11 protein-coding genes and 2 pseudogenes are annotated in these 14,837 nt (G+C 60.7%); 9 read left to right on the forward strand and 4 right to left on the reverse strand.

All coding sequences use genetic code 11. From position 1 onward, the window contains the following. Positions 1–126 precede the first annotated feature (126 nt). From DW49_RS0102960 to rpmE, 3 genes are all read right to left on the reverse strand, one after another. Positions 127–1,395: a malic enzyme-like NAD(P)-binding protein gene (locus tag DW49_RS0102960; protein WP_003378855.1), complete on the reverse strand. Its 1,269-nt coding sequence runs from the start codon at positions 1,393–1,395 to the stop codon at positions 127–129. Between the two features lie 168 nt (positions 1,396–1,563). Continuing rightward, positions 1,564–2,358: a thermonuclease family protein gene (locus DW49_RS0102965; RefSeq protein ID WP_024419926.1), complete on the reverse strand. Its 795-nt coding sequence runs from the start codon at positions 2,356–2,358 to the stop codon at positions 1,564–1,566. Between the two features lie 19 nt (positions 2,359–2,377). Next, a complete protein-coding gene (gene rpmE, locus DW49_RS0102970) occupies positions 2,378–2,605 on the reverse strand; it encodes a 50S ribosomal protein L31 (RefSeq protein WP_003378857.1) in 228 nt (75 codons plus the stop codon). A gap of 168 nt (positions 2,606–2,773) precedes the next feature. Here rpmE and DW49_RS0102975 point away from each other — a divergent pair, with 168 nt between their 5' ends. The 9 genes and pseudogenes from DW49_RS0102975 to phaC (DW49_RS0103015) form a co-directional block, all read left to right on the forward strand. Continuing rightward, a complete protein-coding gene (locus DW49_RS0102975) occupies positions 2,774–4,993 on the forward strand; it encodes a primosomal protein N' (protein ID WP_005621214.1) in 2,220 nt (739 codons plus the stop codon). A gap of 97 nt (positions 4,994–5,090) precedes the next feature. Next, entirely contained in the window at positions 5,091–6,827 is a 1,737-nt protein-coding gene (argS, locus tag DW49_RS0102980; RefSeq protein ID WP_005621216.1) for an arginine--tRNA ligase, read from the forward strand. Between the two features lies 1 nt (position 6,828). Continuing rightward, complete coding sequence (locus tag DW49_RS0102985) at positions 6,829–7,524, forward strand: SPOR domain-containing protein (protein ID WP_005621218.1); 696 nt, start codon at positions 6,829–6,831, stop codon at positions 7,522–7,524. 206 nt (positions 7,525–7,730) lie between these two features. Continuing rightward, positions 7,731–8,261, forward strand: a complete 531-nt coding sequence (gene hslV, locus DW49_RS0102990; RefSeq protein ID WP_005621219.1) for an ATP-dependent protease subunit HslV — start codon at positions 7,731–7,733, stop codon at positions 8,259–8,261. 65 nt (positions 8,262–8,326) lie between these two features. Then, the gene (gene hslU / locus DW49_RS0102995; RefSeq protein WP_005621221.1) at positions 8,327–9,664 is read left to right on the forward strand and encodes an ATP-dependent protease ATPase subunit HslU; all 1,338 of its coding nucleotides are present in this window, start codon (positions 8,327–8,329) and stop codon (positions 9,662–9,664) included. 99 nt (positions 9,665–9,763) lie between these two features. Next, complete coding sequence (locus DW49_RS0103000; RefSeq protein WP_005621223.1) at positions 9,764–10,135, forward strand: gamma-butyrobetaine hydroxylase family protein; 372 nt, start codon at positions 9,764–9,766, stop codon at positions 10,133–10,135. Positions 10,136–10,442: 307 nt separating this feature from the next. Beyond that, positions 10,443–12,128, forward strand: coding sequence for a class II poly(R)-hydroxyalkanoic acid synthase (gene phaC / locus DW49_RS0103005; RefSeq protein WP_005621225.1), 1,686 nt, complete (start codon positions 10,443–10,445; stop codon positions 12,126–12,128). Between the two features lie 53 nt (positions 12,129–12,181). Beyond that, on the forward strand, positions 12,182–13,039 hold the full coding sequence (phaZ, locus tag DW49_RS0103010) for a poly(3-hydroxyalkanoate) depolymerase (protein WP_005621227.1): 858 nt from the start codon (positions 12,182–12,184) through the stop codon (positions 13,037–13,039). Between the two features lie 150 nt (positions 13,040–13,189). After that, positions 13,190–14,728 (forward strand): annotated as a pseudogene (gene phaC / locus DW49_RS0103015) (class II poly(R)-hydroxyalkanoic acid synthase); the annotation flags it as partial. On the opposite strand, the pseudogene DW49_RS1000000131630 reads toward phaC (DW49_RS0103015), so the two are convergent. After that, positions 14,722–14,837, reverse strand: a pseudogene (locus tag DW49_RS1000000131630) (IS5/IS1182 family transposase); the annotation flags it as partial. The pseudogenes phaC (DW49_RS0103015) and DW49_RS1000000131630 sit on opposite strands and share 7 nt — an antisense overlap.

Consider the following 14,837-nt stretch of genomic DNA (forward strand, 5'->3'; position numbering starts at 1 on the left):
GCCCCGGTCGCCCCCACGGCCTTCGGCCAGAATCAAAAGCGGACTTGCGCTCTGCGTCGGCTTTGAGCCGTTACCAGGCATAAAAAAACCCCTGCATCGCTGCAGGGGTTTTTTATTGCGGCGGGATCAGCCGTTGAACACGTCGTCCACGCTGGTCAGCGGGTAGTGCTTCGGATACGGCAGGGTCGCAACGCCGCTTTCGATGGCAGCTTTGGCAACCGCGTCGGCGATCAGGCCCAGCAGGCGGGTATCCATTGGTTTCGGGATGATGTACTCACGACCGAATTCCAGTTTGATACCGCCGTAAGCGTCGCAGACTTCCTGAGGAACAGGCAGCTTGGCCAGTTCACGCAGGGCGTTGGCTGCGGCGATTTTCATCTCTTCGTTGATGCGCTTGGCGCGAACGTCCAGTGCACCACGGAAGATGAACGGGAAGCCCAGCACGTTGTTGACCTGGTTCGGGTAGTCCGAACGGCCGGTAGCCATGATCACGTCGCTGCGGGTGGCGTGAGCCAGCTCCGGGGAGATTTCCGGGTCCGGGTTCGAGCAGGCGAACACGATCGGGTCCTTGGCCATCAGCTTGAGGTTTTCAGCGCTCAGCAGGTTAGGACCGGACAAGCCTACGAATACATCAGCGCCATCCAGTGCATCGGTCAGCGAGCGCTTCTCGGTGGCGTGAGCGAACACAGCCTTGTACTGGTTCAGGTCGGTACGGCCGGAGTGGATAACGCCGGTACGGTCAACCATGAAGATGTTTTCGATCTTCGCGCCCATGCTCACCAGCAGCTTCATGCACGAGATGGCAGCAGCACCAGCGCCCAGGCAGACGATCTTCGCGGACTCAAGGCTTTTGCCGACGATTTCCAGCGCGTTGATCATGCCGGCTGCGGTCACGATGGCGGTGCCGTGCTGGTCATCGTGGAAAACCGGGATGTCGCACTGTTCGATCAGCGCTTTCTCGATCTCAAAGCACTCAGGTGCCTTGATGTCTTCCAGGTTGATGCCACCGAAGGTGATGGAGATACGCTTGACGGTGTCGATGAACGCTTGCGGGCTTTCGGAATCGACTTCGATATCGAAAACGTCGATACCGGCGAAACGCTTGAACAGAACCCCTTTACCTTCCATGACCGGCTTGGAGGCCAATGGGCCCAGATCGCCGAGGCCGAGAATCGCGGTGCCATCGGAAATAACTGCTACCAGGTTGCCTTTGCCGGTGTACTTGTAAGCCAGCTCGGGGTCACGGGCAATTTCACGCACGGGTTCAGCAACGCCAGGGCTGTAGGCCAGAGCCAGGTCACGAGCGGTTGCGGTCGGCTTGGTGAGTTCGACGCTCAGCTTCCCCGGACGAGGATTGGCATGGTATTCGAGCGCGGCAGTTTTCAAATCTGACATGTATTGGATTCCGCTTTTTACTGTGGGACAGACGGACCGCCGAGGATACGCAAGATGCATAGTCCTAACAAGACTGGCCAGTCACTGCTGTCAATAGGTACCGGATTAGACTTTACGCTTAGATGCCTGACCGCTGGTCGCCTGCCTGCTGATTTCTACTGCCAGCCTCTAAAGGCTCAGCATTGCTGGATGGCTCAACGCGATCATCCAGCGCGACTGCCCGGCCTTCAAGCCACCCCGACTAGAACGATCGACCACCCAGCCGCGCGTTTCGATTTGCCGGCCCTTTAGACGCTCAAGCGCCGCCATATCGAACCTGGACGCCTGATCAGGGGCAACGCGCAGCACCAGCGAACCATGCAGTTCGATCCAGATACCACCGCGATTGCGCTGCACGCTCCTGACCTTGCCGGACACCACGGCAAAGCCGCTTTTGCGTAGTTTGTCGGAAGGCTGCACCGGCGAATTGCGCCACACGCCACGCTTAGCCTGACGCGCCTCACGCTCGGCGCTTTGCTGGCAATCGACCAGTGCCACGTTGGGCGCGACAGCGACCAGATAGCCCAGCCCTTCGCTGAGCAACTGCGCTTCAAGATTGTCGCCATCGCGGCCATAAACGTTGGCCAACGTGCGGCCGTAATGGTCCTTGCCCTGCTGACCGACACGCAGGCTGACCTGCCCGCCGCTTTTGTCCACCAGTGCTTGCAAACGCTTTTTGGCGGCTTCGGCGAATGGCTCGGCAGACCGGCCTTTCTTGCCGGTTTCAGGGGTATTGAGGCCGATCATGCGCACATTGCGGCCGTCGGTCAGGCGCAGCGTGTCGCCATCAACCACGCGCTGCACGTGCGCAACCGGCAACGAAGCGGGTGCCGGGCAGAAGGCCTGGGCACCAGACAGCCAAATCGCGGACATAAAAAAGACGCCCACAAGGGGCGCCTTTTCAAGCAGTCTGGAAATGCCCAAGGGGCAACCAGTCTTGCTATCAGTCCTGCTTCGCTTTGGTTGCGCCGAACGCACCGAAACGGGACTTGAACTTGTCAACACGGCCGCCGATATCAAGCGTTTTTTGCTTGCCGGTGTAGAACGGGTGACATTCGTTGCACACGTCCAGGCTCAAAGGGCCGGTCAGGGTGGAACGGGTTTTGATGACATTGCCGCAGCTGCAGGTCGCGTCAATGGCTTCGTAAACTGGATGGATATCAGCTTTCATCGGTACTTCCTCAGTCTAACGTGCCGCCACCCAACACTATTGTTGAATACCGCACGGAAATAGGCTGCGGATAGTACCAGACAATTGCAACGACGCAAGCGAACCTTCTCACCGGTCGTCTGCTAAGATCGCGCCTTCTTATTACAGACCACCACAGGGAAACATCGCGTGCCCGACGCCATCCTGCGCCTTGCCCTGCCCTCGCCGCTTCGCCGCCTGTTCGACTACCGTGCCCCGGCGGGCGTGCTGCGCAGCGCTTTGCAGCCGGGCATGCGTCTGCGGGTGCCGTTCGGACGGCGAGAAATGATCGGGATTCTGGTGGAGGTGGTCGATCACAGCGAAGTGCCCGCCGACAAGCTCAAGCCCGCCATCGCCCTGCTCGACAGCGAAGCGCCGCTGCCGCCCGCGCTGTTCAAGCTGTGCCTGTGGACGGCGCAGTATTATCAGCACAGCCTGGGTGACACGCTGAGCTGGGCGTTGCCCGTGCTGCTGCGTCAGGGCGAGCTGGCCGAGAGCCGCCAGGAACGCTTCTGGCACGTGGCCGCCAATGCCAGTGTCGATGACCCGCGTATCGCCCGTGCGCCCAAGCAGCGTGAAGCGCTTACCACACTCGCCCAGCACCCGCATGGCGTGGCGCATCAACTGCTCGGCAAACTGCTGCTTAACAAGGACAGCCTTAACCTGCTGCTGGCCAAAGAGCTGGTATACGTTGAGGTGCGCAGTCATGCGCCCAGCGCACGCCATGAACACTGGCTGGCTCAGCCGGAATTACCCCTCAACACCGAGCAACGCGCCGCTTACGAAGCCATTCGTGCCGGCTTCGACAGCTTTCATGCGTTTTTATTGGCGGGCGTCACGGGCAGCGGCAAGACCGAAGTCTATCTGCAGCTGATTCGCGAAACCCTTGAAGCCGGCAAACAGGCGCTGGTGCTGATCCCGGAGATCAACCTGGGGCCACAAACCCTGGCGCGCTTTGAACAACGTTTCAATGCTCGCATCGCGCTGGTGCACTCGGCCGTCAACGACCGCGAACGGCTGGATGCCTGGCTGGCCGCCCGCGATGGCGAAGCCGACATTATTATCGGCACGCGCTCGGCGCTGTTCACGCCGATGAAAAACCCCGGCCTGATCATCATCGACGAAGAACACGACGGCTCCTATAAACAGCAGGAAGGCCTGCGCTACCACGCCCGCGACCTGGCGCTGGTGCGAGCCCGCCAGGAAAACATCCCGATTGTGCTCGGCTCGGCCACGCCGTCTCTGGAAAGCCTGCACAACGCCTACACCGGACGCTACGGTCTGCTGCGCCTGAATCAGCGCGCAGGTGGCGCGCAGCAGCCGCGCTTCATGCGCCTGGACGTCAAGAGCAGGCCGCTGGACAGCGGCATTTCCGGTCCGATGCAACAGGCCATCGGCCAGACCCTGGCAGCAGGTCAGCAAGTGCTGGTGTTTCTCAACCGCCGCGGCTTTGCGCCGACCCTGCTGTGCCATGACTGCGGCTGGATGTCCGGCTGCCAGCGCTGCGATGCACGCATGACCGTGCACCAGCGCTCGGGCGAGTTGCGTTGCCACCATTGCGGCTATGTCGAGCGTGTGCCACGCCAGTGTCCGTCCTGCGGCAAGGTGGATTTACGCCCGGTAGGCGCAGGCACCGAACGCGCCGAAGAGCGGCTGGCGATTCTGTTCCCGGACTTTCCCGTGTTGCGCGTCGACCGCGACAGCACCTCGCGCAAGGACGCCATGAACCAGTTGTTCGCGACCATCCAGCGCGGTCAGCCGTGCATTCTGGTCGGCACGCAAATGCTCGCCAAAGGGCATCACTTTCCCCGGGTGACGCTGGTGTCGATTCTGGATGCCGACGGCGGGCTGTTTTCCGGTGACTTCCGCGCCAGCGAGCGCATGGCGCAGCTGATTGTGCAGGTGGCCGGGCGTGCCGGGCGTGCCGAAGAGCCGGGCAAGGTGATCATCCAGACTCATCTGGCCGACCATCCGCTGTTGATCCAGCTCACCGAACAAGGCTATTTCGCCTTCGCCGAGCAAGCCCTGAGCGAACGCCGCTCGGCGGGCCTGCCACCGTTTTCACACCTTGCGCTGCTGCGCGCCGAAGCACACAAACCGGGGCAGGCCGAAGCCTTTCTCGATCAGGCCTGCAGCGATGCCGAGCAGTTGGTGGCGCAGATGCAGCTGGGCGGCATCGAGCTGCTGGGGCCTATTCCGGCACCGATGGAGCGCCGCGCCGGGCGTTATCGGGCGCAGTTGCTGGTGCAGTCCAGCGCGCGCGCGCCGCTGCACAAATTGCTCGGCAGCTGGCTGCTGGCACTGGAGCAAATGCCCAGCGGGCGACAGGTCCGATGGTCGCTGGATGTGGACCCGGTCGATCTTTATTAAGGCACGCCGTTGGCAAGCAGGCTCCGGCAACGGATAATGCGGAGTTTTTCCACCCGCGCATTGAAGCGCCACCGCGCTCGCGGTCGAAGAGAGCCTCATGAAAGACACCATTCGCCAGCTGATTCAACAAGCCCTGACCCGTCTCGTCACCGAGGGCGTCTTGCCAGAAGGGCTGACGCCGGCGATCCAGGTGGAAAACGCCCGTGACAAGACCCACGGCGACTTCGCCAGCAATATCGCGATGATGCTCGCCAAGCCTGCCGGCATGAAGCCCCGCGACCTGGCTGAAAAGCTGATCGCCGCGCTGCCTGCCGACGAGCAGGTCAGCAAGGTCGAAATTGCCGGGCCGGGCTTTCTGAATTTTTTCCAGAACACGGCCGCGCTGGCTGCGCGCCTCGACGCCGCCCTGGCCGACCCGCAACTGTCGGTCCGCAAGGCTGGCACAGCCCAGCGTGTGGTGGTCGATCTGTCGGCACCCAATCTGGCCAAGGAAATGCACGTAGGGCACCTGCGCTCGACCATTATTGGTGACGGCGTGGCCAACGTTCTCGAGTTTCTCGGTGACACGGTCATTCGCCAGAACCATGTCGGCGACTGGGGCACCCAGTTCGGCATGCTGTTGGCCTATCTGCAGGAAAAACCGGCGACCAGCGACGAGCTGTCGGACCTGGAAAACTTCTACCGCGCCGCCAAACAACGCTTTGACGAGTCTGAAGAGTTCGCCGAGCGGGCTCGCGGGCTGGTGGTCAAGCTGCAAGCCGGCGATGCCGAATGCCTGACGCTGTGGACGCGCTTCAAGGATATTTCGCTGTCGCACTGCCAGCAAACCTACGAGCGTCTCAACGTCAAACTGACCCCGGCCGATGTCATGGGCGAAAGTGCCTATAACGATGACCTGGCCAATGTCGTCAACGACCTGAAAGCCACTGGCCTGCTGGTTGAAAGCAATGGCGCGCAGTGCGTGTTTCTCGAAGAATTCCGCACCGCCGATGACACGCCGCTGCCGGTGATCGTGCAAAAGGCCGGTGGCGGTTATCTTTACGCCACCACCGACCTGGCCGCCATCCGCTACCGCAGCAAAGTGCTCAAGGCCGACCGCGCGCTGTATTTCGTCGACCAGCGCCAGGCCCTGCACTTCCAGCAGGTGTTTGAAGTGGCTCGCCGCGCAGGTTTCGTCCACGAAGGCATGCAACTGGAACACATGGGTTTTGGCACCATGAACGGGGCCGACGGCCGTCCGTTCAAGACCCGCGACGGCGGCACGGTCAAGCTCATCGACCTGCTCGATGAGGCCGAAGAGCGCGCCTACTCGCTGGTCAAGGAAAAAAACCCGGAAGTCGCCGAGGCCGAGCTGCGCAGCATTGCCAAGGCCGTGGGCATCAGCGCGGTGAAATACGCCGACCTGTCCAAGCACCGCGCCAGCGATTACAGCTTCAACTTCGATCAGATGCTGAGCTTTGAAGGCAATACTGCGCCTTATCTGTTGTACGCCTACACCCGTGTCGCCGGCGTATTCCGCAAGCTGGGCACGCCGTTCGACGCCGGCAAGGGGCACATCGTCCTTGAGGCGCCGCAGGAGCAGGAACTGGCTGCACGCTTGGCGCAGTTCAATGAAACACTGAATAACGTCGCAGAAAAAGGCACACCGCACGTACTTTGTGCTTACCTGTATGACCTTGCGGGCCTGTTTTCGAGCTTTTACGAAAACTGCCCGATCCTTGGTGCGGAAAATCCCGATCAGCAGCAGAGCCGTCTGCGTCTGGCTGCCCTGACCGGCCGCACCCTCAAGCAAGGCCTGGATCTGTTGGGTCTGGAAACTCTGGAGCGTATGTAAGTTGGCAGTTGCGAAGAAAAAACCGGCACCCAAGCGGGGCGCCAGCCGTTATCAGGCACCCGCGAAGAAGCCGATTCCAGGATGGTTGTGGCTGGCGATTGGCTTGACCGTGGGCGCATTCGTGGTCTTTCTGATGAAGCTCGAACCGGGCGGCGAAGACGTCAAGCGGGTCAAGGCGGACGCCAAGGCCGCCAAGATCGCCGAGGCGAACAAGACGCCACCGAGCCCCACTGCGCCGGTCAAACCGAAGTACGACTTCTACACGCTGCTGCCGGAATCGGAAGTGATCGTGCCCAACGAAGCGGTCCCGGAGAAGACTCCACCGCCTGTGGCACCGACCGCCCCGGTTTCGCCCGAGCAGGCCGCCAAGATCGACACGGCACGCGCCCAGGCAGCCCTCAGCGGCCTGACGCCGCCACCGGCTCCGCCAGTTGCCACGACCAAGCCAGCGGCCGTCACGACGTTCTTCCTGCAGGCGGGCTCGTTCCGCAAGCAGGCGGACGCCGAGAAAGTCCGCGCACAGATCATCCTGCTCGGCCAGACCTCGACAGTGGAGTCCGGCACGGTCAAGGATGAAACCTGGTACCGCGTACTGGTCGGCCCGTTCAGCAACCGCGAACAACTTACCACCGCCCAGAAACAACTGGCAGGCGGCGGTTTTAGTAACCTGTTGTTGCAACAGCGCCAGAGCCGATAGCTGAAACAGAGCGCGCAAAGCGCTCTGCGCTACATGTGGGAGTGAGCTTGCTCACGAAGAGGCCCTTATAACCGCCGGAGGTTTATGCCTCCGGCAGTCAACTGCCAGTTATCCCCGCTCTTCATCCCCAAGGTTGAAATACTCACCCACACCCCCATATGAGTTTGCATCAGGGCATTTTCGCCCCGCAGTGTGGAGACTCTCCCTTGACCACCATCGTTTCAGTGCGCCGCCACGGTAAAGTCGTCATGGCCGGCGACGGCCAGGTTTCCCTGGGCAACACCGTCATGAAAGGCAACGCCAAGAAGGTGCGCCGCCTGTACCACGGTGAAGTGATCGCCGGATTTGCTGGCGCGACCGCCGACGCATTCACGCTGTTCGAGCGTTTTGAAGCCCAACTGGAAAAACACCAGGGGCATCTGGTTCGCGCAGCCGTCGAGCTGGCCAAGGACTGGCGTACCGACCGCTCGCTGAGCCGTCTTGAAGCCATGCTGGCAGTCGCCAACAAGGACGCGTCCTTGATCATCACCGGCAACGGCGACGTGGTAGAGCCCGAGGACGGCCTGATCGCCATGGGCTCCGGCGGTGCATTCGCTCAGGCCGCTGCCCGCGCCCTGATGCTCAAGACTGATCTTTCAGCACGCGAAATCGCCGAGACTTCCTTGCACATCGCTGGCGATATCTGCGTGTTCACCAACCACAACATCACCATTGAGGAGCAGGACCTCGCCGATTAAGCCCCTGCGGGCCGCACATGCTGCGGCCCCATTGGCTTGATCGCGCCAGAGGGCCGTGAGTAACCATGTCCATGACTCCCCGCGAAATCGTCCACGAACTCAATCGCCATATCATCGGCCAGGACGATGCCAAGCGCGCCGTTGCCATTGCCCTGCGCAACCGCTGGCGGCGCATGCAGTTGCCTGAAGAACTGCGTGTTGAAGTGACCCCCAAGAACATCCTGATGATCGGCCCGACTGGTGTCGGCAAGACCGAAATCGCCCGGCGCCTGGCCAAGCTCGCCAATGCGCCGTTCATCAAGGTCGAAGCGACCAAGTTCACCGAAGTGGGCTATGTAGGCCGTGATGTAGAGTCGATCATCCGTGATCTGGCCGATGCTGCCATCAAGCTGCTGCGTGAACAGGAAATCGTCAAGGTTCGCCATCGCGCCGAAGACGCTGCCGAAGACCGCATCCTCGACGCCCTGCTGCCGCCTGCCCGCGTCGGTTTCAACGAAGACCCGGCGCAAAGCAGCGATTCCAACACCCGTCAGCTGTTCCGCAAGCGCCTTCGTGAAGGCCAGCTGGACGACAAGGAAATCGAAATCGAGATCAACGAAGCCGTTGGTGTCGATATCTCCGCGCCGCCCGGCATGGAAGAAATGACCAATCAGTTGCAGAGCCTGTTTGCCAACATGGGCAAAGGCAAGACCAAGAGCCGCAAGCTCAAGGTCAAGGAAGCGCTCAAGCTGGTACGCGAAGAAGAAGCCGGGCGTCTGGTCAACGACGAAGAGTTGAAGGTCAAGGCACTGGAAGCGGTCGAGCAACACGGCATCGTGTTCATCGACGAGATCGACAAAGTGGCCAAGCGCGGTAACTCGGGCGGTGTCGATGTGTCCCGTGAGGGCGTACAGCGCGACCTGCTACCGCTGATCGAGGGCTGCACGGTGAACACCAAGCTGGGCATGGTCAAGACCGACCACATCCTGTTCATCGCCTCGGGTGCGTTCCACCTGAGCAAGCCGAGTGATCTGGTGCCCGAGCTGCAAGGCCGTCTGCCCATCCGCGTCGAGCTCAAGGCGCTGTCGCCGCAGGACTTCGAGCGCATCCTCACCGAGCCACACGCCTCGCTGACCGAGCAATACCGCGAACTGCTCAAGACCGAAGGCCTGAAAATCGAATTCAAGCCCGACGGCATCAAACGTCTGGCCGAGATTGCCTGGCAGGTCAACGAGAAGACCGAGAACATCGGCGCCCGACGCCTGCACACTCTGCTTGAGCGTCTGTTGGAAGAAGTTTCGTTCAGCGCAGGCGACCTGGCGATCAGCCCGGACGCAGCGCCTATCGAAATCGATGCCGACTACGTCAACAGCCACCTTGGCGAGCTGGCGGAAAACGAAGACCTGTCGCGCTATATTCTTTAAACATGAGCTGCAAGCTTCAAGCTGTAAGAGGTCGTTCACTCCTGCAGCTTTTCTGCTTGTAGCTTGTAGCTTGTAGCTTAAAACTTGAGGCTGCTCTTAATGCTCCCCACCGCTATCCAGCTGCACAAAGCCTCTAAAACCCTGACGCTGAAATACGCGGCGGATGAGGAATATCACCTTCCTGCCGAGTTTCTGCGCGTGCATTCGCCGTCTGCTGAAGTCCAGGGGCATGGCAGGCCGATCCTGCAGTTCGGCAAGCTGGGCGTGGGTCTGAGCAAGGTTGAACCTGCGGGGCAATACGCACTGAAACTGACCTTCAACGATGGTCATGACTCAGGACTGTTCACCTGGGACTACCTGTACCAACTGGCCACACGCCAGGAGTCGCTGTGGGAAGACTATTTGCAGGAGTTGAAAAAAGCCGGCAAATCCCGCGACCCTTCCGAACAAGTCATCAAGCTGATGCTCTGACCTGTCCAGTCCCGCCTGCCTGACCTGTCCTCACAATCAAGCTAAGCCGCTCTGACCTGCCGCTTGCCGTTTTAGAAAGCGCTTTCTAATCAATTTTGTTTCAATGTTCCGCGCAGCGGTCGATGACCGACGCTGCTTGCGATTTTTTTAAATCTCGGGTAACCAGTCACTTTGGCAAGTTTCCTGCGTCGGATTGTCCAGAAGAAAGTCACACCGTAAATTGACAGTAGAACTGGCTATCCGCCTGTATCACTGGTTCACAGGCAAGGAATGTCAGTGTTCGTCTCAGGACAATGGAGCGTCGTAGATGAGTAACCCGAAAGACGATGAACTGCAGCGCCAGGCCTCTGAGCACACGCTAGGCCTGAACCCGGTAGTAGGCCTGCGCCGCAAGGACTTGCTGAGCACCGCACGCCTTGTACTGCGCCAGGCGCTCAAGCAACCGATCCACAGCATCAAGCACGTCGCGCACCTGGGCGTCGAACTCAGGAACGTGATGCTCGGCAAGTCCGCCTTGCAGCCGACGCCCGAGGACCGACGCTTCGCTGATCCGGCCTGGAGCCAGAACCCGCTTTACCGCCGCTATCTGCAGACCTACCTGGCCTGGCGCAAAGAGCTGCACGAGTGGATCGGCGGCAGCAACCTCACCCCGCAAGACATCAGCCGTGCTCACTTTGTGATCAACCTGATGACCGAAGCCATGTCGCCCACCAACTCCGCCGCCAACCCGGCAGCCGTTAAGCGCTTCTTCGAGACCGGCGGCAAAAGCCTGCTCGATGGTCTGTCACACCTGGCCAAGGATCTGGTGAACAACGGCGGTATGCCGAGCCAGGTCAACATGGATGCTTTCGAGGTCGGCAAGAACCTGGCTACCAGCGAAGGTGCCGTGGTGTTTCGCAACGATGTGCTGGAGCTGATCCAGTACAAGCCGATCACCGAGCAGGTTCACGAGCGTCCACTGCTGGTGATCCCGCCGCAGATCAACAAATTCTACGTCTTCGACCTGAGCCCGGAAAAAAGCCTCGCGCGGTTTTGCCTGCGCAGTAACGTGCAGACCTTCATCATCAGTTGGCGCAACCCGACCAAGGCCCAGCGCGAATGGGGCCTGTCGACCTACATCGAAGCACTCAAGGAAGCGGTCGATGTGGTGCTGGCGATCACCGGCAGCAAAGACATCAATATGCTCGGGGCCTGCTCGGGCGGGATAACCTGTACCGCGCTGCCGCTGCTGGGGCATTACGCGGCGCTGGGCGAAAAGAAAGTCAACGCCATGACCCTGCTGGTCAGCGTTCTGGATACCACGCTGGACAACGAAGTCGCGCTGTTCGTCGACGAGCAGACGCTCGAAACTGCAAAGCGCCACTCCTATCAGGCAGGCGTGCTGGAAGGCCGCGACATGGCCAAGGTATTCGCCTGGATGCGCCCCAATGACCTGATCTGGAATTACTGGGTCAACAATTACCTGCTCGGCAACGAGCCGCCGGTCTTCGATATTCTGTTCTGGAACAACGACACCACGCGCCTGCCCGCCGCGTTTCACGGCGATCTGATCGAGATGTTCAAGAACAACCCGCTGATCCGCCCCAACGCGCTGGAAGTCTGCGGCACGCCGATCGACCTCAAGCAGGTCACGGCCGATGTGTTCTGCCTGGCCGGCACCAACGACCACATTACGCCGTGGGCCTCCTGCTACAAGTCAGCGCGGCTGTTTGGCGGCAAGACCGAGTTCGTGCTCTCCAGCAGCGGCCACATCCAGAGCATTCTCAACCCGCCGGGCAACCCTAAGTCGCGTTACATGACGCACGATGAATTGCCTGCGGACCCGGCCGTCTGGCAGGAAAACGGCACCAAACACACTGATTCCTGGTGGCTACACTGGCAGGAATGGCAGACCAGCCGCTCGGGCAAATTGAAAAAGGCACCGGCCGGGCTCGGCAACAAAGCCTATCCATCAGCCGAGGCAGCGCCCGGGACCTACGTTCACGAACGTTAGGCTCGCTCAGTCCGGAGAAATCCCCCGGCGGTTCAATCAACAGGGCTTCGCGCATGCCGGAACCGTTTGTTTTTCGCTCCATAGACCTGAACGGACACACCATTCGTACCGCCGTGCGCCCAGGCAAGAGTCACCTGACGCCGCTGCTGATATTCAACGGCATCGGCGCCAACCTGGAGCTGGTGTTTCCGTTTGTCGAGGCGCTGGACCCGGACCTGGAAGTCATCGCCTTCGACGTGCCGGGGGTCGGTGGGTCGTCGACACCCAAACGTCCCTATCGCTTTCCGGGGCTGGCCAAACTCGCGGCGCGCATGCTCGATTACCTGAACTACGGGCAGGTCAATGCCATCGGTGTTTCCTGGGGCGGTGCGCTGGCGCAGCAGTTTGCCCATGACTACCCCGAGCGCTGCAAGAAACTGGTACTGGCGGCCACGTCAGCGGGCATGGCGATGGTGCCGGGCAAGCCAAGGGTGCTGTGGTTGATGGCCAGCCCGCGCCGCTATATTCAACCGTCCCATGTCATTCGCATCGCACCGGAAATCTACGGCGGTGCGTTTCGGCGCGATCACAACCTTGCGGCCAATCACGCTGCCAAGGTGCGCTCGTCCGGCAAGCTGGGCTACTACTGGCAGCTGTTTGCCGGCATGGGCTGGACCAGCATTCACTGGCTGCACAAGATTCACCAGCCAACGCTGGTGCTGGCAGGCGATGACGATCCGCTGATCCCCCTGGTCAATATGCGCCTGCTGGCCTGGCGAATACCCAATGCCCAGCTACACATAATCGATGACGGGCATTTGTTCCTGATTACCCGCGCCGAAGCTGTCGCGCCGATCATCATGGGGTTTCTGCAGCAGGAGCGACAACGCGCGGTCATGCACCCTCAGCCCACACCAGCCCGAACGCGCTGACAGCGCCAGCAGGCCCTCGACGCTGAACAGAACAGTTCCAACCATTACGCACTACACAGGAGCTTTTGAGCGCGCAAAACGACGCAAGCCCTTCGCAGCAGAAAGGCCAGCGCCATCCCATGAGTTGCCTGACGACGGAGTGTTGCCCTCATGCAAGAAAAACCAGCGAAAGCTGCCGCGATCGCGCCCGCGAACTTTATCAACGCGCAAAGCGCCATAGCCGGTGTGCGCGGGCGAGACCTGCTTTCGACCCTGCGTAATGTGGCTACGCAAGGCTGGCGGCATCCGATTCGCAGCGCCCGCCACGCTCTGGCACTGGGCAGCCAGTTGGGTCGTGTGGTGCTGCTGGGCGAAACCCCTCACCCGCACAACCCAAAGGACAGCCGCTTCGCCGACCCGACCTGGAGCCTGAACCCGCTTTATCGCCGGGGGCTGCAGGTTTATCTCAGTTGCCAGCATCAAGTCAGGCAGTGGATTGATGACTGCGACCTGTCCACAGAGGACCGGGCCCGCGCGCATTTTCTGTTCACGCTGATCAACGACGCGCTGGCCCCGTCCAATACCCTGCTCAACCCGCAAGCCATCAAAGAGCTGTTCAACTCCGGCGGTGCCAGCCTGCTCAAAGGCCTGAGCCACATGGCCGATGACCTGTTGCACAACAACGGCCTGCCCAGCCAGACCACCAAGGACGCTTTCGAGGTAGGACGGACCGTGGCGGCCACACCCGGCGCGGTGGTGTTCCGTAACGAAATGTTCGAATTGATCCAGTACCGGCCGATGAGCGAAAAGCAGTTCAGTCGACCGGTTCTGATCGTGCCGCCGCAGATCAACAAGTACTACATCTTCGATCTCAGCCCGGCCAACAGCTTTGTGCAATACGCCCTCAAGAACGGCCTGTCGACATTCATCATCAGTTGGCGCAACCCGGATATTCGTCATCGCGAATGGGGGCTGTCCAGTTATGTCGAGGCGACCGAGCAGGCGATGAATATCTGCCGGGCGATCAGCGGTGCGCGTGAGGTCAATCTGGTGGGCGCATGCGCAGGCGGTCTGACCATCGCCGCGCTGTTGGGCCACTTGCAGGTCAAACGCCAGACACGCCGTGTTGCCAGCGCGACCTACATGGTCAGCCTGCTGGACAGCCAGATCGATAGCCCTGCCACGCTGTTCATCGATGAGCAGGCACTGGAAGACGCCAAGCGCCGCTCCTATCAGCGAGGCGTGCTGGAGGGCAGTCAGATGAGCCGGATATTTTCCTGGATGCGCCCCAATGACCTGATCTGGACGTACTGGATCAACAATTACCTGCTGGGCAAATCGCCGCCGCCGTTCGACATTCTTTACTGGAACAACGACACCACGCGCCTCCCGGCGGCACTGCACGGTGACCTGCTGGACTTCTTCAAGCACAACCCACTGAGTCATGCCGGTGGGCTGGAAGTCTGCGGTACGCCAATCGACCTGCAGAAAGTCACGGTCGACAGCTTCAGCGTCGCCGGCATCAACGATCACATCACGCCATGGGACTCGGTGTACCGCTCGACCCTGCTGCTGGGCGGCGACCGACGTTTCGTGCTGGCCAACAGCGGCCATGTGCAGAGCATTCTCAACCCGCCCGGCAACCCCAAAGCCAACTATGTCGAGAACGACAGGCTGAGCAGCGATCCGCGTGCCTGGTACTACGAAGCCACCGCCCGAAAATGCTTCAACCGGGCGAAGGCGTTTTCTACGAGATGTCGATTGCGATATAACCCTTTGTCCAGATCTGCGTTCCCTTTCAGAGAATTGCGCTTTCGTG

It is taken from the genome of Pseudomonas avellanae BPIC 631 (assembly GCF_000444135.1).
GTDB classification, from domain to species: Bacteria; Pseudomonadota; Gammaproteobacteria; order Pseudomonadales; family Pseudomonadaceae; genus Aquipseudomonas; species Aquipseudomonas avellanae.

Excerpts from the sequence above, each read along its gene's own strand:
- DW49_RS0103000 (WP_005621223.1), top strand. The coding sequence starts at position 9,764 with ATGCTCCCCACCGCTATCCAGCTGCACAAAGCCTCTAAAACCCTGACG.
- phaC (WP_005621225.1), top strand. The coding sequence starts at position 10,443 with ATGAGTAACCCGAAAGACGATGAACTGCAGCGCCAGGCCTCTGAGCAC.
- DW49_RS0102960 (WP_003378855.1), bottom strand. The coding sequence starts at position 1,395 with ATGTCAGATTTGAAAACTGCCGCGCTCGAATACCATGCCAATCCTCGT.
- hslU (WP_005621221.1), top strand. The coding sequence starts at position 8,327 with ATGTCCATGACTCCCCGCGAAATCGTCCACGAACTCAATCGCCATATC.
- phaZ (WP_005621227.1), top strand. The coding sequence starts at position 12,182 with ATGCCGGAACCGTTTGTTTTTCGCTCCATAGACCTGAACGGACACACC.
- argS (WP_005621216.1), top strand. The coding sequence starts at position 5,091 with ATGAAAGACACCATTCGCCAGCTGATTCAACAAGCCCTGACCCGTCTC.
- rpmE (WP_003378857.1), bottom strand. The coding sequence starts at position 2,605 with ATGAAAGCTGATATCCATCCAGTTTACGAAGCCATTGACGCGACCTGC.